Annotated in this window: 15 protein-coding genes; 12 read left to right on the top strand and 3 right to left on the bottom strand. The window is 54.3% G+C overall.

Features of this window, described 5'->3' with window-relative positions:
• Positions 1 to 36 precede the first annotated feature (36 nt).
• Entirely contained in the window at positions 37 to 1,269 is a 1,233-nt protein-coding gene (locus MK110_06675) for a PQQ-like beta-propeller repeat protein (protein ID MCH2210968.1), read from the bottom strand.
• Positions 1,270 to 1,686: 417 nt separating this feature from the next.
• Between MK110_06675 and MK110_06670 the strand changes: the two genes are divergently transcribed.
• The 5 genes from MK110_06670 (at position 1,687) to MK110_06650 (ending at position 8,235) form a co-directional block, all read left to right on the top strand.
• Entirely contained in the window at positions 1,687 to 2,415 is a 729-nt protein-coding gene (locus tag MK110_06670) for an SDR family oxidoreductase (GenBank protein ID MCH2210967.1), read from the top strand.
• Between the two features lie 285 nt (positions 2,416 to 2,700).
• Positions 2,701 to 4,443: a hypothetical protein gene (locus tag MK110_06665; protein ID MCH2210966.1), complete on the top strand. Its 1,743-nt coding sequence runs from the start codon at positions 2,701 to 2,703 to the stop codon at positions 4,441 to 4,443.
• Between the two features lie 417 nt (positions 4,444 to 4,860).
• Entirely contained in the window at positions 4,861 to 5,592 is a 732-nt protein-coding gene (locus tag MK110_06660; protein ID MCH2210965.1) for a hypothetical protein, read from the top strand.
• 207 nt (positions 5,593 to 5,799) lie between these two features.
• Positions 5,800 to 6,876, top strand: coding sequence for an alpha-hydroxy-acid oxidizing protein (locus MK110_06655; protein MCH2210964.1), 1,077 nt, complete (start codon positions 5,800 to 5,802; stop codon positions 6,874 to 6,876).
• A 42-nt stretch (positions 6,877 to 6,918) separates the two neighbouring features.
• A complete protein-coding gene (locus MK110_06650; GenBank protein MCH2210963.1) occupies positions 6,919 to 8,235 on the top strand; it encodes a mandelate racemase/muconate lactonizing enzyme family protein in 1,317 nt (438 codons plus the stop codon).
• A 380-nt stretch (positions 8,236 to 8,615) separates the two neighbouring features.
• Here the strand turns inward: MK110_06650 and MK110_06645 are convergent, their stop codons facing one another.
• A complete protein-coding gene (locus MK110_06645; protein MCH2210962.1) occupies positions 8,616 to 9,929 on the bottom strand; it encodes a DUF1552 domain-containing protein in 1,314 nt (437 codons plus the stop codon).
• 755 nt (positions 9,930 to 10,684) lie between these two features.
• On the opposite strand from MK110_06645, the gene MK110_06640 reads away from it, so the two are divergent.
• Complete coding sequence (locus tag MK110_06640; protein ID MCH2210961.1) at positions 10,685 to 11,788, top strand: aldo/keto reductase; 1,104 nt, start codon at positions 10,685 to 10,687, stop codon at positions 11,786 to 11,788.
• An 82-nt stretch (positions 11,789 to 11,870) separates the two neighbouring features.
• Here MK110_06640 and MK110_06635 read toward each other — a convergent pair whose 3' ends face one another.
• A complete protein-coding gene (locus MK110_06635) occupies positions 11,871 to 13,034 on the bottom strand; it encodes an alpha-hydroxy-acid oxidizing protein (GenBank protein ID MCH2210960.1) in 1,164 nt (387 codons plus the stop codon).
• Between the two features lie 481 nt (positions 13,035 to 13,515).
• Between MK110_06635 and MK110_06630 the strand changes: the two genes are divergently transcribed.
• From MK110_06630 to MK110_06605, 6 genes are all read left to right on the top strand, one after another.
• On the top strand, positions 13,516 to 13,827 hold the full coding sequence (locus MK110_06630) for a hypothetical protein (GenBank protein ID MCH2210959.1): 312 nt from the start codon (positions 13,516 to 13,518) through the stop codon (positions 13,825 to 13,827).
• Between the two features lie 343 nt (positions 13,828 to 14,170).
• On the top strand, positions 14,171 to 15,262 hold the full coding sequence (locus tag MK110_06625) for a DUF3500 domain-containing protein (GenBank protein MCH2210958.1): 1,092 nt from the start codon (positions 14,171 to 14,173) through the stop codon (positions 15,260 to 15,262).
• Between the two features lie 145 nt (positions 15,263 to 15,407).
• Positions 15,408 to 17,753, top strand: a complete 2,346-nt coding sequence (locus tag MK110_06620) for a hypothetical protein (GenBank protein MCH2210957.1) — start codon at positions 15,408 to 15,410, stop codon at positions 17,751 to 17,753.
• A 600-nt stretch (positions 17,754 to 18,353) separates the two neighbouring features.
• The gene (locus tag MK110_06615; protein MCH2210956.1) at positions 18,354 to 18,959 is read left to right on the top strand and encodes a class I SAM-dependent methyltransferase; all 606 of its coding nucleotides are present in this window, start codon (positions 18,354 to 18,356) and stop codon (positions 18,957 to 18,959) included.
• Complete coding sequence (locus tag MK110_06610; GenBank protein ID MCH2210955.1) at positions 18,952 to 19,977, top strand: glycosyltransferase family 2 protein; 1,026 nt, start codon at positions 18,952 to 18,954, stop codon at positions 19,975 to 19,977. Before MK110_06615 ends, MK110_06610 begins: the two co-directional genes overlap by 8 nt.
• Positions 19,902 to 20,678: a class I SAM-dependent methyltransferase gene (locus MK110_06605; GenBank protein ID MCH2210954.1), complete on the top strand. Its 777-nt coding sequence runs from the start codon at positions 19,902 to 19,904 to the stop codon at positions 20,676 to 20,678. The genes MK110_06610 and MK110_06605 overlap by 76 nt, the downstream gene beginning before the upstream one ends.
• Position 20,679: the final 1 nt, after the last annotated feature.

The raw sequence follows: 20,679 nt of genomic DNA, 5'->3' as shown, positions 1-20,679 counted from the left end.
TTCCGTGAACGTACCATCAATCACCAGCGGTCTCTGTTACTCCTGCGGCAGCTGAACGCACTTAAGAGTTCCGGCTGCATTGCGCCCGTAGATTCGACCGTTGAGCAGCACCGGAACCGTCCAGCATCGTCCTTCAAGAAATGGTGACCGAGCCAGTTCTTTGTACTCACCTGGTGTTGCTTCTGCTACAACCAGCATGCCCTTCTCACTCAGTATCAGCAGGCGGTCATTCGCAATCATCAGTGAGCCGCACCCCAGACCACGCTGCTTCCATCTCACTTCGCCGGTTTGGTAATTCATGCACGTCAGTGTGACGACTCGACCCAGGTTGGAGTTGCCGTCCATTCCGTAAAGATATCCGTCCAGCAGAATACTGTTATTAAAATGGTTTCGCATTCTTCGGCTGCGGTAGACCGTGGTGAGTTTCCCGTCCCCAAATCGAAACAAACCGCAGCCAACATTGTATCCACTCGATATGTAAATCGTGTCTTCCGTAACAATCGGTGTGGTGGAATTCGTTCCGAAAGGTGATTTCCAGGTTTCGAAGGCCACCAGACGGCCGTCCTCTGCGGCACTGATTCGCAGACCATCGCAGTCCAGACTGGCGAGCAGCATTTCACCGTTGTGGGAAAAGGCACGCACCGATCCGTATCCGGCCCGATGTTTTCCGGACTGCCAGTTTTTGCTTCCCGTTGTTTTATCAAAGGAAACAATCCGTCCCCCCTGAACAATCAATTGCTGTCCCAGAATCAGCGGGGAAGAATTAAAACCCCATTCGTGCAGGCCGACACCGAGTTCGTGCAGCAGACTGGTCTTCCAGACTAGGTCTCCTGTGTTCCGTTCGAAACAGGCAAGCAGACCATCCACGCTGAGCGTGTAAACGGAGTTTCCGTCGACCGTGGGAGTGGAACCGGGGCCGCCTTCATACAAATTCGAATTGCGTTCTGCCCGATACGATTGTTTCCAGACAACGTCTCCCGTTCCGGCCTGCAGGCACCAGACGGTCTCTTTTCCGCCGGAGTGGCCCATCGTGTACAGTAACCCGTCAACAAGACTGACAGAACTGAAACCGATTCCAATTTCCGTGGACCACACCTGAGGCAATCCGTCTTTCGGCCAGTTCGTTGACCAGCCTTGTTCTGCAGAGACTCCATTGAGATTCGGTCCCATCCACGTGGGCCAGTCTGCAGCCGCACCGTGTGATGACAGAGACGCGGTTACCGACAGCGCGATGAACGCCTTCAGATGCAGCTTAAGTTCTGTTTCCATCCAGGAATTCCGGCAAAGTAAAAGGTGTTGTGACTTTTTGAGTGAAATGCCAGGCACTTAGATGTCGACCGGGGCGACCCGGCAATCGGCCTGATTCGACGGCATCAGTTTCGGGAGAATCAATCCGTCGTCCGTCTTTCGGAGATCCCCGCTGTCCGGATTATAGCCGAAAATTCCGACTGTAACGGATTCCTTCGGTAATGGCCTGCGACTGGTGCACAGACTGATCGTCGGGACACGTATTACAAACTATCGTTATTTGTTCGGCGTCCGGTTCCTCCTGAGGGTCACGTTCAACATTTTCAACCGGCCAACCGGAGTTGCGGTGCTTTTGCTGTTCACGGTTGCCGGTGTCTGCAGGCGAATACTACACAACCTCGTCTGCAATGCTACGATCCGTGGATGTTTGGAACTGCGGTGGATTTCCATCGCATCGAGCGACTTCGGAAAAAAGCCGGTAGAATGACCATCGTTGTGATTACGGGTGTGTCACGGGGCATTGGGCGAGCGATGGCTGCGGGATTCGCAGATGCCGGGTGTACGGTTTGTGGCTGTGCGCGATCTCAAGGAGGCATTGAAGAACTGCGGAAACGACCAGGACTGCAGCATCAGTTTGATGTTGTGGATGTGTCCTCCGATGCTGAGGTATCATCGTGGGCCGACCGAATTCTTAAGCAGTACGGGCCACCTGATTTTCTAATCAACAACGCAGCAACCATCAACGCCAATGCACCGCTGTGGAAGATCACGGCCCAGGAATTTGACCAACTGACAGCAGTGAATATCAACGGAACCGCCAATACGATTCGGCATTTTGTTCCGGCGATGGTGCAACAGTCCGCAGGAGTCGTGATCAATCTCAGCAGTGGCTGGGGCCGATCCGTGTCACCGGATGTGGCCCCGTATTGCGCCTCAAAGTGGGGCATCGAAGGTCTGACACGCGCCCTGGCAGAAGACCTTCCGGCCGGGATGGCGGCAATTCCGCTGAATCCAGGGATCATTAACACGGATATGCTGCAAAGCTGTTTCGGCAGCGGTGCTGACAGTTATCCATCGCCGGACGAATGGGCTGAGCAGGCGGTGCCATTCATTCTGGCCATGAGCTCCCGTGACAACGGTCAGCCTCTGACCGTTCCTGGCATGTAGTTCAAACCGGTCGATATCGAAGAAGTTCTGCTGACGACTGTGCCGAGTTTCCTAAGCGTGCTGACAGTGACGCTTCCTGTGATTTCGGGTAACCGGGCTGTTCGGTTTTGATTTTTGCGATGGCTTTTGTGCTTCTGCCCGGTTTTCTCTGTGGCCGGCAGCGGTTCTTCGGTCAACCGATGCCGTGTTGGGCAGGTTTGGATTCGAGGATTTCTCTTCTATTTACTCAGACCGCGTGTGGGAAAGGAAAGTCTGGGTATGAAGAGACGCTGATCTGGATGACTGATGATTTCACAATCCGATTCCCTGCGTGGCAGGGAACCGGGTGTGCAGTGGCTCTGCTGGCGAATCTTTCACCGGCGTCGTATAGTCGGGAACATGTACAGCCGCCGTCACGACCTCATCGCCTGCCTGATTATTGCCATTGCTGCACTGGTGGTCTTTGCCGGCGGACTGTCGCTGCCGCCGCTCGATGGCTTCGATGACGATATCTATGTTCTCAACAATCAGTCGCGTCTGGTTATTTCCACAGAGAACATCCATTTCTGGCTGACGTCAGCGTATTTTAAGATGTACATCCCGCTGACGATGTTCAGTTATATGATTGACAGCGCGATTGGCGGCGTCGACGGGTTCGTGTACCACCTGCAGAATCTGTTGTGGCATATTGTGTCCGCCTGCGGTCTGCTGGCTCTGTTGCGATTGCTTAAGGTGGGCCCGTGTATTGCCCTGATAACCGCATTAATCTGGACGGTGCATCCTCAGCGGGTCGAATCGGTTGTCTGGATATCCGAACGAAAGGATGTCCTGTGTGCGGCCTGGTACATCTGGGGCTTGGTGCTGTATATCCACGGTCGTAACAGAGGGAAGCCGCGCACGGTGCTGACGCTGATCTTCTTCATCCTGGCGCTGCTTTCCAAACCAATGGCTATCTCGTTCCCGCTGATTCTGGTTCTCTATGAATGGCACTTGGCCAGGAAGGTTGACATCGGAGGCTGGGTACGGCGGCTTTGGCCGTACATCCTGATTGCTGCCGTCTTTGTGCCGATTACGATAGCTGCTCAGGGCGACGCCGTGCAGGCACACGTCCCTGTCGTTCGCCGGGTGGCCGTGGTTGTTCATAACCTGTTCTGGTACATCCAGAAGATGCTGGTTCCCGCCGGGCTGTATCCGATGCACTCGCGTGTGACATCTGATTCAGCCAGTGTACTATCTGTGGGCATTGTGGCTGTGCTTTGTGTTGTCTGCGGGGACCTTTACCGTCGGTGCTGCCACAGCAGTGGCTCACTGCGTAACTGGTTACCTCTGTTGCTGGCGTATCCCGTCGTTCTGGCACCCGTTGCCGGTTTCTTCCCGCTGGGCGCGATTGACTACGCTGATCGCTACAGTTACCTGCCATCTGCTGCTCTGCTTTGCCTGCTTGCTGTCGCCGCCAGTCGATGTCGCTGCCCTCGGATCAGTGAGCACCCTGCGTTCGGATCGATGATGGCCGTGGGATGTGCGGTCGCCGGTATTGTGATTCTGATCCTGGGGACACTTTCCTTTGTCTACATTCCGACCTGGAGTTCGATCCGTCAGATTCTCGTCATTTCAGCCGCACATCCGCATCCTAATCCGATGGTGGTGCACAAACTTGGCGAATTGAACCTTACAGACGGCGACCTTGAAGCCGCGGATGCGCAGGCGAATCTTTTACTGGCAGATCGTGTTGCGTATATCAGCGACGAGCAGCGTCAGCTTGTCCACGCACATGCGCACTATCTTAAGCTGTGCATTGCGGGCCGGCAGTCGAACACTGTTGCAGTGCTCCGGGAATTTGAGGAGTGCAAAGTATTCCTGCCGCAGGTCATCGGGGGTGATGCAGGTGAACTGGCGGAGTTTCTCGTCATGATCGGAAACCTTTATGTCAGTCAGCAACAATATGACGCGGCGGCGTCCTGCGCTGCGAGTGCTCTTAAGATGGTTCCGGCGAGCGGACCGGCCCGGGCTTTGCTTGAGTCGCTGAAAAACAGGCCTCAGAAGAAATAGTGGCCTGACCCTGCGGATCGGATGCCCCGCGGGTTTCCGCAGAGTCATCTGAGGTGACTGAGGAGCGGACTCACTCGTAGGAGTTTTGTGTTTCAGTCAGAATGAGTCTGGGTGCCAGACAGATTGTTCGGTCTTCGCCTTCGTTTGCACCCGGTGGTTGCCGACATGGACCATCCATCGGCTCTGCGACGTGATCTTCAGGAGTATCAGGCCGGCGGGTACCGCGTTCGCCGCAGAGCGGGGCAGTGCCGACAGTGTGATCGAGGTATCTCCGCTGATTGTGAAAGAAACTCTATCGGATCGATGGGCGCGGAACACTCAGATTTGCAGTTGCAAGTGAGTTCAATATTGCGACCATAAGGTGAGAGCATCGCACTCAGTGAATTGCACGTTCCAAAAGCAGCGAAGGGTGAGCACATGTCTTACATGAAACCGGCAGCGATCGTACTTGGATTTTCCTCGATAACGACATTGCTCTGGGCAGATGAAACTGGTGAATCCCCTGGAAAATCAGACGTCGTACCGCAGGAGTCGGCTGAGGTCGATGGAGATGGTCTGATTGCCGAATCGGGTGAGGAGACTGAGGCGTTTGTGGATGAAGCTGAACGTATTGAAACGCAGGGACAGAACCGGCGCCGATCACTCCGACGTCAACGAAATGTGAATCAGGATTCTGATCAAACCGAACGACGGCAATACAGAAAGCGACAGCGCCATGCAGGACCGCGAACACAGGAAGGTCAGGGGTTGCGGTTTGCACGTCGATTGCTCGAACAACTCGAAGGCGACCGTCAGGACCGGGATCGTGAGGAACAGGAAAGACCGGAACAGCGTCGCAGGCATCGAAACCGTGCCAGGCGTTCCCGCCACGAATCGGAACACAGTCGACCACATTCAGATAGTCACCGCCGTCTCGAACATATGCAGCGTGCCATCATGCATCTGCGAGAGGCGGATCTGCCTGAATTGGCTGAACAGGTGGAAGAGCACGCACAAAACTTCAGGCAGGAACTTAATGAAATGCGTGAGCATGCACGGGAAGAACATGCCCGCGGTTCTCTGCAGGATGTGATGAGACAACTCAAACAACTCCAGACTCAGGTCCAGCAACTCCGTGAAACGATGGACTCGCTCAACGATAATCAGTGACAGAGCGAATTGAGATGATCCGTGCCGGCTGTTGTTTCAGCCGTGTCGGTCACGTTTTGTCTGATGACCTGGTGGAGACCTGGCAGGATGAATCGTCGTTTTTTTTCGAAGTTGTTCAAACTGTGTGCCGGACTGTTCGCTGGGAGAAGCACTGAAACGATAGACACGAATGATCCGTCAGAACTAACTGATTCAACACATTCTGCAGTGCCACCCGAGCTTGCCGTGACTGTCAGTGACTTTGTAGGACAGGCAGCGGCGCGACTTCCACGTGCCAGCTTTGAATATGTGACCACAGGCTCAGAAGACGAAGTCACTCTCCGCGACAATGTGGAAGCCTTTCGTCGAATTCGTGTTCTGCCCCCACTACTGCACGGAGTGAATACGACAGATCTGTCGACCACAGTACTGGGACAGAAAATCTCAATGCCGGTTATGTTGGCACCGGTGGCCGCTTTGAGAATGCTGCATCCTCAGGGAGTTCTGGCATCGGCGCGAGCCGCTGCACGGGCCAACACGATCTGCGCCGCCAGTTCCAGCGCTTTGAGCTCTGTGGAAGAGATTGCTCAGGCGTCAGACGGGCCGAAATGGTTACAGGTGTACATTCCGCGCTGCCGTGATGTTGCTCAGCGACTTGTGGCGCGGGTGGAAGCTGCCGGGTTTAGTGCGATTGTGGTGACGGTGGATTTGGGTGAACGCAAGGATGCCGATTTAAGAAATCGTTTTACTGTGCAGAAGGACATGCTGCTGAAACATCTGCGGGACATCGGATACACACATCTGACAGATCAGATCAGCCATCAGGATCTCAATAAATTCAATGCTGCAGCTTGGGACATATCGCTGAACAGGGATTTCTTCCGCTGGTTGCGCGGTCAGACGGGGTTGCCGATTCTTCTTAAAGGGGTTCTGTCGGCTGATGCAGCGCGAGAGGCTGTTGATTTGGGTTTGAATGGTATTGTGGTGTCCAATCACGGCGGCCGGCGACTGGACGGCATGCCCGCATCGATTGATGTGCTAAGTGATGTCGCTGAGGCCGTTGACGGGGAACTTGAAATTTTGATGGATGGTGGGATTCGCCGCGGCGGTGACGTCATGAAAGCTGTCGCCCTGGGGGCCAAAGCGGTCATGATCGGACGCCCGCAGGCCTGGGCTCTGGCAGCGGGAGGTGAGGAAGGCGTCAAACGTGTTCTGGACATCCTGCGTGACGAGTTGACGAACGCCATGATTGCATCAGGCTGTTCTTCGGTGGAAGCCGTCCATCCGTCACTGATGCGAACATGACAATTCCTGTCCGGTATTTTTGACACACCAGTGAGGCAAAACATGAGCAATATTCCAGCGGTCATCGACCGGCGGCGCTTTGTGACAACTTCGGCCGGTGCGGCGGTGGCTCTGGCAACTTCAAATCGTCGCACGGCTGATGCGGCACCTGCGAAACGGTCCGGCCTGAAGATCACGCAGCTGAAGACTTATCTGTTCAATGTCTCCACCGGCCCGGTGCGGCTGGACCCGAAGACCAGACTGCCAATTTCCAGCGGCTTCAAGACGTGGCTGTTTCTGAAAATTGAAACCAATGCCGGGCTGTCGGGCTGGGGGGAAGGCAGCGGGGAATGGATTTCACCGATCGTTCGCACGGCACTGCACCAGTGGGACGAATTGCTCATCGGACGCGATCCGGTGAATGTCACGGCCATCTGCGATGACATCACCAACCGACTTCCGTGGAAGGGCGGTCCGATCCTGGGGAGTGCTGTCGCGGCGGTGAACATGGCATTGTATGACATCGCCGGTAAGGCTCTGGATGTGCCTGTCCATCAGCTGCTGGGGGGACGCCAGCGTGATCGTATTCTGGTCTATGACAACGGCGGATTGAGTTTCGATTCGATTGAGCAGGCCTGCGAACAGGCTCGTGAAGCGGTCGCGGCCGGGGCCCGCGGTCTGAAGGGAAATCCGCTGGAAGGACGGACCTGGGCGATGGATCGTCGCGAACTGGAACACTGCGTGGCGGTTGTCAAAGCGGTCCGTGAAGAGGTGGGGCCGGACATTGAACTGCTGCTCGACACGCATGGCAGTCCCGCGCCGGAACTGAGTCTGGCCTTTGCACGTTTGGTGGCGCCCTATCGCCCGTTGTTTATCGAAGAACCCTGCAAAGTCGGATCGGTGGAAGTTCTGAAAGAGATTTCCGAGAAAAGTCCGGTACCGATTGCCACTGGCGAAAAGCTGTTTTCCTATCGCGATTTCAAAGAAGTCATTGACGCGCGTGCCTGTGCTTTTCTGCAGCCGGATGTCAGCCACAGTTTCGGTATTGATAATTTCCTGCACATCTCACGTCTGGCGGACGAAGCCGGGATGCTGATGGCTCCCCACAACGCCAGCGGCCCCATCCATTTTGGTGCTTTGCTGCAGGCTGATGCGGTACTCCGTAACTTCCTGATCCAGGAAGTGTCCGGAAGATGGTTCCGACGGTTTGACGAATTCGTTGACCACGATTTTCGACTCAATGACGGATTTGTGAATCTTCCCGATCGACCTGGACTGGGCATGGAGGTCAAGGAGCAGGACATCGCGAAGTTACCGTACGACAAACGGATGAACTACCGTGAATACAGGAATGCCGATGGAAGCTGGAAAGGCTGGTGACCACTGAATGTCCTGCAGACATTGATGTGAGCTTCTCCCGCCAGGGGATCAGTATGCGTAACGAAGCGAAAATCGGAGGCAGATTCTGAAACCAGTCCGGCTGACAAGAGATCTGCGGTCCTGCGTGAGCAGTTCCATCACCGGTCGACCAGCGCTGATGCGAAATGGTCGACCCGGCGAATCGTGTGCTTCCATTGTGGGATCAATAGCAAATAACTGCAGGATCGGCCGTCGTTAGAATCGCTCCGTGGCGAGGCTTTGCGGCAAATTTAAAACCTGCAGTGCACCACTCGCCTGCGGAAAGCTGCAGGTGGCAGAAGCAGAATGTTTCGTCGAGTCGCATGATGCTTCTGATCGTGGTTTCGTTCTATTCGGGCAGCTCACACCTCGACCAGACGTTCGCGTGAGTCTCCGAATTCCGGCAGATGGACACCACATTTGTCCATCATGGACAGGAACAGACTGCACATTTTTCGGTTGGATTTTTCACCGTAGTTGAGCACACGTCCCGATTCCAGGTTTCCGCCGCCGCGACCAAGAATCACAACCGGCAGTTTTGTGGCGTCGTGAATTCCGGACATCATGCTGGAACACATCATTAACATGGAGTTGTCGAGTGCCGTTCGATCGCCTTCCTGGATTGCGTCCAGTCGGCGGGCGATGTAGCCGAGTTGACTCAGGCAGAACTGATTCACCTTCAGCCAGTCCGGTGACTGGACACCGCGATCCGAATGTGAAAGCTCGTGGTGTCCGACTTCCACGCCCAGGTGAGGGAACTGCAGGTAGCTGTGGTCGTTGTTGACTTTCAGTGTTGCGATGCGTGTGGTGTCGGTTTGAAAAGCCAGCACCAGAATGTCGCACATCAACCGAGTGTGCTCAGCGAAATTCTGTGGAATTCCGTTCGGTGGACGTGGGATGTTGGGTCTGTCGAGGGTCGGTCGCCAGCCCTGCAGCTCACCCAGTTGTCCGGCCTGTTCAATGCGTCGTTCAACTTCGCGCACAGAGTTAAGATATTCGTCTAGTTTTTGTTGATCTCGCCGGTTGACTTTGGTCCGGAATCGAGTTGCTTCCCCCAGTACGGCGTCCAGCACACTCTGTTCGCCGAGTTCGCCCTGATCCTTAAACAGGCGATCGAACGCAAGAGCCGGATAGAGCTCCAGCGGAGTCGGAGCAGTCGGAGAACTCCATGAGATGTGAGAACTATAAAGCATGGAGTAGTTCTTATGAATCCCTGGATTCGACCGCTCGCAGCCCAGTACCAGGCTCGGTACTTTTGTGGAACGTCCGTAGTGCTGTGCAATCATCTGGTCGAAGCTGGTTCCACTGCGGATCTCTCCGCCGTCAGCCAGCGGGGCGCCGGACAGTAGATTTCCCGTTTGTGAACTGTGGATGTTTCCTTTCAGAGCTTCCTCGTTGTACAGACCGTCGATCAACAGCAGTTTTTTGCGGAAGTCATTCAGTGGTGTGAGCACCGGCCCCAGTTCCATTTCACTGCCGTTTCCCTTTGCCCACCAGTGGCCGGCGTGGAACCCGCTGCCGGAAAACAAGACAGCCACACGTACAGGAGCCTGACTGGCGGGTTCCGGTTTTGGTGATGTCGCATCACCCCATACCGTTACGGATTCCATCCACGGCAGTGCCATGGAAACTCCGGCACCACGCAGGAACGTTCGGCGGGAAAAATGATGTTGCATTTGTGATTCCCTAACTTCGTTTATCCCACAGGTGCCGAGGTGCTGATGACGATACGACTGTTTCGATCGAATGTCGGTTCTCCTGTTGCTCAGCTGAGGCATTTATGTCAGCGCCGCTGTGGAATCGTCTTCAGTCATTGAGAGGACACCGGCCTGAAGGTGAAAAATACCTGGCTGACCTGCTGTCATTGTCTTTGGTGTTATTCCGTAGCGTGCAGATGAAGTTTTCCGTCGAACGTGTTCCACAGCTCCGTGGAACCGTTGTTTCTGTTTATGATGTCAACGGCCTGAAACTGATTCGAGGTTGCAATTCATGCTGACTGATGTGGAAGAATAGTCTACCACTGACGTGTACCTCACGTCTATTCTCATACCGGTAGCGCGAGAACATTGTGGGCCCCAATATTCATCACGATGCGCGAGACGACTACCCATATGCGGAACAGGGTCCGACTGCTTCACGGCAGTTGCCGACAGGGCGATCGGTTGTATTCGAAGTGACCTGACAGTCAGATGACGCGGTAACCGTTGCCACACGAAACACAGGCATAAATAGAAACAGAAATTCCACAACAACTGTTTTGAGAATGTGGATGTTTATCCGGTCACGTGTTTCGTAACTGCATTTCAGGCAGCTCATAGACATGTGTCGAGTCTGAGATACAATCACTGACCTGGTGATGAAGTATTTCAAACTGTATGTATTCATTTAAAGAACGGTGCTTTAACGCGGACGCTGACTGCAGGTGAGAGTTATGACACCACCAACGAATTTCAGTTCCAGTCGGTCGGGCTTGGAGGCTGCAGACCGCAGTCTCAGTCGCCGTGCATTCAACACCGCAGTGTCGTCTCTTGCCGCTGGTGTGCTGGCGGGACATGCTTCGGCTGCTTCGGCTGCTTCGGCTGCTTCCTCCCTAGAGCGTGTGCGATTCGGAAAGACGGATCTGCACGTGACACGGTACTGCCAGGGAACCGCCTTTCGCCAACTGCCTCGCGATGACAACACGGCAGCTCGAAACGTGCTTTACAAGTGTCTGGATGTCGGCATTAATTTCTTTGACTCGGCGGAGGCATACGGCTGGGGAGGTTCGGAAACAGTGTTGGGTCGTGTGATTGAAGGACGTCGCGACGAGGTTGTGATCTGCACGAAGGCCACTCCCCACTATCAACTGATCAAGGATCCTGATACCAATAAATTCAGTGTGGGTGAGAAGGTGCATTTCACCCCTGAAATGCTGACCAGCAAGTGTGAGGGAAGTCTCAGCCGACTGGGAACCGATTACATTGATCTGTTTCTGCTGCATGGCGATGACGAACACACATCACCGGAATCAATCTCCGATACCATGGAGCGGCTGGTGAAATCGGGAAAGATCCGTTACTGGGGAGTGTCGAATTTTACTCCGGAAAACGTCGAAAAATACGTGCAACTGCCCTCCGATGAAACGAGTCATGGCATCGCCGGAACGGAAGATTATTTCCATATCGCCGCCGGATCACGTATGAACAGTGATCTGCTGCAGGTCATTGAACGTGCGGACCTTGGAATCCTTGCGTTCAGTCCCCAGGACTGTGGACGGCTCTCTCCTGGTCGCAGTGAGAATGCCCGGTACGGATTTTTGATTGGAGTCCTTGATAAGATTGCCGGCCAGCTTGGGACGACACGACCGAGGCTGTTGATTGCATGGAGTCTTTCGCATCCGGCGGTGACCACCGTTTTGGGGGGAGCAGAAAGTCCCGAACATGTCGTGGACAACATTGGCGGGACTCATCTTGAGATCCCTGACGAGCTGCTGGCAGAGCTCAATGCGGCCAGCCAGGCATATACAGAGCAGGAACTCGTCCGGGCTCGGGGCTAGCTGCAATTACGGCGACAATCATCGCCATTCTGTCCGGACGACTGACGATGCCCCGATCTGAAATTCCGGCCGCAGCCTGACATCAGTCAGCAGGGCGGCTGGGAATTAAATGATCGGGGAAATTTTCTGTGCTAGGGCAGCAGATCTGTTCCATCAACTGCTCCAGTTGCGCCTTGAGGATGGTAATGGTGTGATCCCCGCCTGAATTTCCCAGGGCACCGACACCGTACATAAACGGCCGTCCGAGGAACGTAAACCGAGCTCCGCATGCCAGCGTTCTGGCGATGTCCGGTCCCGACCTGATGCCGCTGTCCATCATGACAACCACCCGGTCACCATACTGTTTGGCGAGTCTTTTGAGGGAATTGATGGACGATTCAGCCGGATCAAGCTGCCGGCCACCATGGTTCGAAACAATAATTCCGTCCACTCCAAGATTGATTGCTGACTCGGTGTCCTCTTCGCTGGCGACGCCTTTCAGGACAAGCTTGCCCTTCCACAGATCCCGGATTGGTCCAATTTTGTCTGCGTTGACTCTGCCAACGAACGAATGTTTCATAAAACGTCCAAGGTTTGCCAGGTTCAGGTTTTCCGGCATGTATGGTTTCAGGACTTCGAAATTGGGACGTCCGTGAAGCAGGGTTCGCACGGCCCAGCCGGGTTTCGTCGCAATCTGCAGCATATTGCGCACAGTCATTTTGGGCGGCATGGCCAGTCCGTTTCGAATATCTCGAGGTCGAAACCCGACTGTGGGGACGTCGCACACCACAACCAGTACCGGACAACCTGCTTTGTCGCATCTGACAATAATTTTGTCTCGCAGACTGTTTTCTGTTGGATGATAGAGCTGAAACCAGGCGTGACCGTTTGTGATTTCGGCAACCGTCTCGATACTGCTGGTCCCCGCCGTACTCAGTATGAACGGGACATTGTGCATTGCTGCTGCTTTAGCCAGAATCTCGGCAGCCTGCGGCCAGATGAGTCCCTGCAGCCCCATGGGGGCAATCCCAAACGGTGCATCATAGACGTGGCCGAAAAGTTCGGTTTTCAGGTCGATTCCGGAATGATCACGTAAATAGTACGGTTCCAGCTGTACTTCACGAAGATCGGTCGTGTTTCTGTGCACGTTAACGTCTTCATTGCAACCGCCGTCCAGGTATTCAAAGGCAAATCGAGGCACCCGCCTTTGGGCTTGAACCCGCAAAGAGTCAACGGTTGGATAGTTGGAGTCGTATTCGTATTTCACCGGAAATCGTGCTTAGACGCGAACTGGAAATCATCAGTCTGCACGCGCGCCGCTGTGCGAGCCTGAGCCACGGATCCGGTCAACCGGAATCCCGCAGACGGTCTCCATTGTTCCTCATTCATCGGCATCCACTGTACCAGAATCCAAATCGCAGAGTGCACGCTCATGCCGGGCACTGCTAAGATCTGTCCCGATTCCTGTGCGCCTCTGCAGGAGCGGTTCAACTGAGCCACACCACAGGATTGCGTCAGTTGTCCGACGATATGAGAGACAACCCCGGTTTCCGTGATGACACGGAAACGTTTTTGCTGCGACATTCGGAAAATGACATCTTGGGAACGCCATGGTCGTCTGTCGTGAAATCGTCACCAGTCAGGGGATGCTGCTATGACGGGAAAATCTCGCCGTCGGGAATTTCTGATGACAGCTGCTACTGCTGCCGTGCCGGCTGCGCGGTGAAACAAAACCCCGGGCAACCGCATTGTTCAACGGGCCGTGGGGCAACCGCTGTCTGTTCAAGGCACTGTCGCAGGCGATCCAGTACACATTCACCACGGGCAACGAATCGTATCCGGCGGAACGCACACTGTTGACCACCGGTGCGGTGGATGCCGTTATGCAGTCCTGGAATCAGGGCGGTCAGCCGGTTGCAACCCCGCATTGTGCGGTGAGCTATCAGTCGCTCGACTTTACGGCCTTTCGGGAATCCGGGGCCACGTGGTCGGTGATCACAAAAGACGTACCACAGTCAGCAGGATTTGAACCGCGAGCATTCAGTGACCTGGTTCAGTGACGTAGTGGTTTATCCGACGTCGGCCGGAGGAGATCGGATCGGTTGCTGATGGTCCGATGTGCACCGCTCAAAACCCTCGAAAGGGTAACGGAATCCATTTGGCGATCTGAGAGACCTGAGTTGCTTTCTTCTCTGCAGGCGTCTTGTTTACTATGAGTGCACCGGGGCATCGCAAACACAATGATCCCGGACCGAGTTCAGGGGCATTCAATCCAACTCAATTTAGCCGTCGGACAATTGTCGTGATCCTTTCGGGGTTGTCTCCGGGACGTTGATCATTGACCGAGTTGTTTGCGGGCGGTGTTGTTTCCAGTCAATACAACAGGCTTTAAAAGAGGTCACCATGAAGTTGAAGTTAACTGATTTTTTCCCGCAGATCCTGATCATTGGTGCTGCCGGACTGCTTTTGATAGCTCATGCAGAGGAATCGACCGAACCGCCGTCGGGTGCGATTGACTCTCCGGAGACGGCTCGGGAACTCGCAGTGGCTGCGCAACGGTTTATGGATGCACTTGATCCGGGCATGAAAGCGAAGTACCTGTTTCAGGATGCCGAACGCGGAAACTTCCATTTCTTTCCGATTTCTCGTCGCGGTTTATCGTTGAAGGACCTCAAAGACGGCCAGCGGCAACTCGCCTATGCATTGATGAATGCCACACTCAGTCATGTCGGCAGCCAAAAGGCGTTCACCATTATGAGTCTGGGAGACTATCTGCGTGATAACGACGACATGCCCAATCAGTACCGGGATTCGAATCAGTATTATTTCACGATTTTTGGTTCTCCATCCGCACATGGAACGTGGGGATTCCGTGTGGAAGGATTTCATCTGTCGCTGAACGTTACGGTTGTTGAGGGACGCTGGATCTCAGTCACCCCCTCGTTCTTTGGTGTGATTCCTGCAATTGTCCCGGATGGCCCGCGTCAGGGGCTTCAGGTACTGAAAAACGAAACGGAACTGGGGCGTGCTTTGGCGAAATCGTTCGATGCGAAACAGCGCACAAACGGTTTTGCAGACATTCCCGACTTTCTGACCGAGACAGTGGGGGGACTGACAACAGGCAATCTGCGCAGAATTCGCCGAGCAGATCCGCACGGTGTTGCTGCGTCGGACATGACGAAGTCGCAGCGTCAAATACTCATGAAACTCGTGCGAGAACACATTGGTCGTATCCGCAGGTCTCTGGTGGATCAGGATCTGGCCCGTATTGACCGGGCCGGAGTGGAAAATATCCACTTCGTCTGGGGCGGGAGTCTGGAACCCGGACAGCCACACCACTATCTCATTCAGGGCCCGACGTTCCTGATTGAGTATGACAATACACAGGATGATGCTAATCACGTTCATTGTGTTTATCGTGACTTCGACAATGACTTCGGCGATGCCATGCTGGATCACTATCAGAAACATCATCTCCGTCGTTATCGCCGGTAACGCGCTGTGTGTCTGTCGGTTCTGCCTGTGAGTCGTTCGGGCCGTCTTGCGTCAGGTACTCCGCGATCTGGCGTATGGACAATCCACCTGCAATGTGTGAGAGACCAGGGTGACGACGTGCTTTGGATTCATCAATGAGGTCGCCGTGAAATGCCGAATTCGTCAGCCCGTGGTCGCGATTGCAGTGGGTATCTGTGTGGCGGCCGGGCTGATACCTGGTCCTCTGACTGATTTGACGGCTGCTGAACATGAGGAGTCACTGGCAACGCTGACCATTCGTGAAACTCATGACTTGAATCGATCGAACGTGGCTGTCTGTTCGGGGTTGCCGTTTCCCAGAGGGAGCCTCGGGCACGTAGCGGCTGTTGTGGCGCAGAGCAGTTCCGGAGACGCTGTCGAATGTCAGTTCGATGTACTGACCCGATGGGACGACGGATCAGTGAAGTGGGGCCTGATGACCGTTGTTGTTCCGGAATTGACCGCAGGAGGCAGTTTTGAATTTCAACTGGTCAGGTCCGACTCACCTACGCAGACGGAGCTTCCGGAAATTCAGCGGCTGGATGACGGGTTCCGGGTCGATTATCCCGGTTTTTCCGTCACGACAAACCGGCTCGGCCTGCCTGAATCTGTTTTGCTTCGGAAAAGGGAGCAAGACCTCGAATTTGTTGACAGTGGATCGCAGTTGCTGTTGCTGGGAGAACCTGTGGACCCGGCTGCAGTTCGGCTGGAGGATGTTCAAATCGAAGAGCAGGGCCCCGTACGTACGGTGGTTCTTAGTCGGGGAACAATTACCGCAGATGAGGACAGATCGTCCAGTTTTGTTTCGCGGGTTTCTGTGTTCTCTAACGGACAGGTTGCAACCAGCTATACTACCATCAACCATCAGGTCGGTGGGTTTCATGGATTTGGAGTTCAGCTTGGTCTGGCCACAGGCTTTCGTGATGTCCAGCTGGGTGAAATGGAACCGGCACTGTCGAACTCAGCCGGCAACGCCGCACAGGCGGAACGGTGTGTGCGGGTTCGGCAGACCGGCCCCGAAACGGCTGTCTTTGACGGTAGCGGACCGGACGGTCGAACGGTCCAGGCACGGTACCATGGTGGTCTGCGACTGAGCGGTGACTCGAAATGTCTGGGACTGGCGATCCACGATTTCTGGCAGCGATATCCGTCTGAGCTGACAGTGAAGGCGGATGCCGCTCAACTGTGGTTTTATCCACCTGAAGCAGAGGACGGTCCGCCGCTGTATCGGGTTGGTCGCGCGGCCTGTGGTGAGTTTACCATCCGGGTCGCCGGCTCAGCATCTGCCGACTGGTCGGCTGCTGAACTGGGACAGACCGATCTGCACGGTTTTGCCGGGCCTGAGTATTATCGTGATTCCGGAGTTCTCGGCAGATATATTTTGGGTGATTACCCATTGCCGCAGGGAACTTATCACGGGTACGTAACCGCGCACATGAGTCATCTGCAGAAACGAAAATTCCGGATCAATGAATTCGGGTTTTGGGACTATGGTGACGGGCGAGGTTCCGCGGACAGCGCATTCCGCCGCAACAACGAGTTCGGGATTTCTTATGCGATGCTTTTCCATTTTCTTCGCACGGGAGATGTGCGGTTCTTTGAGGAAGGAGTGGCGTTTGCAAAGCATTTTCGGGATGTTGATACTTTGCACTTCGGTGACATGTCGGGCAAATCGATTCGTCATACGGATTATCATGTTGAGGGCAGCATCTACGGGACAGATCACCAGTGGGTCGAAGGTATGTTGCTGGAGTATCTGCTGACCGGTGATCGACGCAGCCTGGAAGTGGCACGCGAGATGGGGGTGCCGCTGCTTGAGTTTGTCCGGGAGATTAGTCCGCAGCTGTCTGCAAAACCTCATGTGATTCCTACCACTGAGCGACATCTCGGCTGGACACTGATGTCGCTGATGTTCCTGGAAGATATTACCGGTGATCCGCAGTACACCGAATCAATTCAGGCACTTGTCGCGGGTTTGGTTGTGTCACAGGATGAGCAGCGGGGACACTGGCCGCGATCACTGGCACACAGTGATTTTCCGACAGGCGGGGCGCCATTCATGGTCGGTGTGCTGACGGAAGCGTTGATGCGCTACCACGAAAAGACAGATGACCCGGATGTCCGACGGGCACTCATCAGAAACAGCTACTGGCTTTCCGATGAGATGTGGAACCCGGAGGTCAGGAATATCCGCTACAAACAGTGGGATCGTTTCTGGGATTCCTACAATGACGGACGCACCATCCCCATGATACTTCCGGGAATGGTTTACGCGCGACATCTGGGTCGCAGCGACGAACGTTACAGTCAGATCATTGACGACACACTGAAAGTGTACGCTCGGTCCTGTGCCGACCTGGAACGACATGGTGAGGGCCGAAACTTCAAGAGTATGGGAATGATGAGTCGCTCCATGCCGCGATTTTTCTACTATTATGACAGAACGCGTCAGCGAAAAAATGATTCCAACTGATGGACGCCGAGCGGGCGATTCAGGACACGATTCTCAACACTGCCGGAACACCGTTGATCGAAGACAACAGAACGACTCGTAAAAGTGGCCCCCTGTTGTTCAATGTGCGTGACAACCGACGGGCTTTTCCAATACGAAGTCAATCAGCGGCCCGAACGGATACAGGTTCTCATCAAACATTTGTGAGAACATGAGAAGTATCGGTATCGGTGATGGTTTGCCGCATCGGTCTTTCAGCGACTGGATTTCACCGAACGTGCGATTCAGGACCGGAATACGAATCACACGGGACATTGCCGGTGAGGTGACAGCCGGACGGGTATCACCGGCTTGACTGGGGCTGGCAAAATGTGCATCGTGGTTTGATGTGTCTGTTGAGGTTAACGTGGCTTGCTTTGCATCGTTCTTCCGGATCTGTTCACACGGAATTACGGCGGAATGCAGCGGGGACCGTGACCTCAGGTGCTTTGACTTACCCCGAACGATGTCTCCGGAGCAGTCCGGGCCGGGACGATCGGTAGAGATTCAACAACCAAAGTCATGCGGGACAGTTTCTTTCGACTTTCCCATCACAAACCATCATTGGACAAATTCACTCGAATGTTCCAGATCACAAACATTCTCGACCACCCGGCGGTCTATCGGCTTTGGCAGTCACCTTTTTCCGATAAGAAGTTGCGACTACTGAAGAAATACAATGCTTTAGACCAAATGCGACGTGTACTCGACGTTGGCTGTGGACCGGGAACAAACAGCTCGCTTTTCTCTCACACCGATTACCTGGGGTTAGATCTCAACGATCGCTATATCGAAATGGCGCGTGATCGCTACAAAGGTCGATTCGAAGTGGCTGACGTGCGCCGCTACAAGTCCCCAACCGGCGCAACCTATGACTGCATCCTGCTGAACAGTTTTTTGCACCATATTGATGATGACAATACTGCGAGCATCCTCGCAAACATGAGTTCTCTGTTAAGTGACGACGGCTACATCCATATTATTGACCTGGTGCTGCCAAAACGTGCCTCAATCAGTCGCTGGCTGGCGCAAAACGACCGTGGCGATTATCCTCGTCCACTTGAACGGTGGACCGAAATATTTTCGTCCCATTTTGAAACTCACACACTGGAAGCGTTTCCGGTTGGCTGTTTCGGCGTGACACTTTGGAATCTGGTCTACTTCAAGGGACGCCGAAAAGATGCCTGAAACGCCAAGAATTTCGATTGCGATTCCGCTGTACAATGAGGAATTGGTGATTGCCGAGCTTCTTCAGCGAACGCGCAGTGTGCTGGACACGTTATCTGGCGGACCTCATGAGATTTTGTTTGTGGACGACGGCAGCACTGATGCGACTTTCAGCAGAATCGCCGAGGCTGCAATGGAAGACTCTCGTATCACTGCGATTTCTCTTTCCCGCAACTTTGGTCAGCAGGCAGCCTACTGTGCGGCGCTCAGACATGTGAGTGGAGATGTCGTGGTGATGATGGACGGTGACCTGCAGGATCCACCGGAGCGAATCCCTGAATTGCTTGAAAAATATGCAGAGGGTTACGAGGTTGTGTATGCGATACGCATCCGGCGCAAGGAAGGCCTCATGTTTCGAGCCTGCTACAGCATTTTTTACTGGCTCATTCAGAGAATTTCGTTTCCTGCGCTGCCTCGTGACAGCGGTGATTTTTCTTTGATGTCTCGCAGGGTGGTTGACTTAATTAACCAGGCACCGGAGAGAAGCCGGTATCTGCGGGGATTGCGTGCCTGGTTTGGATTTTCCCAGGTCGGAGTCCCGGTCGAACGCGAACAGCGAAGCACAGGAAAGTCGAAGTATTCTGTCCGACGACTGTTTAATCTGGCCTTTGACGGAATTTTCTCGTTTTCTCTGGTGCCACTGAGACTGGCGACCATGCTGGGGATGCTGTCGATCCTGTTTTCTATGTGTTTTGTGACCTACTCGGTGTATGCCAGACTGGCGTTTTCCGCCGCTGCCCAGCCCCCGCCGGGCTTCACTGCTCTGATTGTTTCCATCGCCTTCTTCGCCGGGATTCAGCTGATTTTCCTGGGAGTTGTCGGAGAATACATCGGTCGCATCTATGAAGAAGTTAAAGGTCGGCCGTCGTACGTTGTCAAACAGATCTGCAAAGCAACATCATCATGGATCGACAATACGCAGAACAATACCGGGAGCTCCACCAGCGACACTGGTGGTGGCGATGTCGCGAATCACTGATTCTGCGAACGCTGGATCAAATCAGCCACGATCAGCCTTTGGATTCTGAGCGACAGATTCTTGATGTCGGATGCGGGGATGGTCTCTTTTTTGATCAGCTGGCGCGCTTTGGCAGAGTGAGCGGGATTGAGCCGGACCGGGATTTGGTCGATCCTCAGGGACCTCATTCCGAACGGATTCATATTGGATTGCTGGACTCTGCGTTTTCCACCGAAAAACCACTGGACTGGATTCTGATGCTGGATGTGCTGGAGCACATGAATCAGCCGAGTGTGTCACTGCAGCAGGCCCGCAAACTGCTGCGGGGCGGTGGAAAACTGATCGTGACTGTTCCTGCTTTCAATTGCCTCTGGACGAGACACGACGAAATCAACCATCATCAGACGCGTTACCGGATCGGACGCCTTAAGCAGCTTGTAAGTGACCACGGATTCGTCGTTGAATCGAGCCGGTATTTCTTCCACTGGACGTTTCCAGTCAAGCTGTTGATACGGTTGAAGGAATCGCTCCGTTCCGGTGATGCTCAGCCGCCTCGAGTCCCTTCCAGACCAGTCAACTGGGTCTGTCACCTGTTCAGTGTCATCGAACAGCGACTGCTCGGACGACTGCCAGTTCCTTTTGGAAGTTCCATCCTGCTCGTCGCACGACGGTTGGCGGAAGAAGTCGAAGAAAATGTCAACCCGCCATCTGTTGACGAGTAAA

Origin of the sequence: Fuerstiella sp. (assembly GCA_022447225.1) — a bacterium.
Classification (GTDB): Bacteria; Planctomycetota; Planctomycetia; order Planctomycetales; family Planctomycetaceae; genus S139-18.
The sequence above is the reverse complement of the archived record's forward strand: the minus strand, read 5'-3'. Positions and strand labels throughout refer to the sequence as shown.

What these genes read in the sequence shown, in the direction of transcription:
- MK110_06675 (MCH2210968.1), bottom strand. Translation starts at nt 1,269, where the DNA reads ATGGAAACAGAACTTAAGCTGCATCTGAAGGCGTTCATCGCGCTGTCG.
- MK110_06665 (MCH2210966.1), top strand. Translation starts at nt 2,701, where the DNA reads ATGATTTCACAATCCGATTCCCTGCGTGGCAGGGAACCGGGTGTGCAG.
- MK110_06660 (MCH2210965.1), top strand. Translation starts at nt 4,861, where the DNA reads ATGTCTTACATGAAACCGGCAGCGATCGTACTTGGATTTTCCTCGATA.
- MK110_06650 (MCH2210963.1), top strand. Translation starts at nt 6,919, where the DNA reads ATGAGCAATATTCCAGCGGTCATCGACCGGCGGCGCTTTGTGACAACT.
- MK110_06645 (MCH2210962.1), bottom strand. Translation starts at nt 9,929, where the DNA reads ATGCAACATCATTTTTCCCGCCGAACGTTCCTGCGTGGTGCCGGAGTT.
- MK110_06640 (MCH2210961.1), top strand. Translation starts at nt 10,685, where the DNA reads ATGACACCACCAACGAATTTCAGTTCCAGTCGGTCGGGCTTGGAGGCT.
- MK110_06625 (MCH2210958.1), top strand. Translation starts at nt 14,171, where the DNA reads ATGAAGTTGAAGTTAACTGATTTTTTCCCGCAGATCCTGATCATTGGT.
- MK110_06615 (MCH2210956.1), top strand. Translation starts at nt 18,354, where the DNA reads ATGTTCCAGATCACAAACATTCTCGACCACCCGGCGGTCTATCGGCTT.
- MK110_06610 (MCH2210955.1), top strand. Translation starts at nt 18,952, where the DNA reads ATGCCTGAAACGCCAAGAATTTCGATTGCGATTCCGCTGTACAATGAG.
- MK110_06605 (MCH2210954.1), top strand. Translation starts at nt 19,902, where the DNA reads ATGGATCGACAATACGCAGAACAATACCGGGAGCTCCACCAGCGACAC.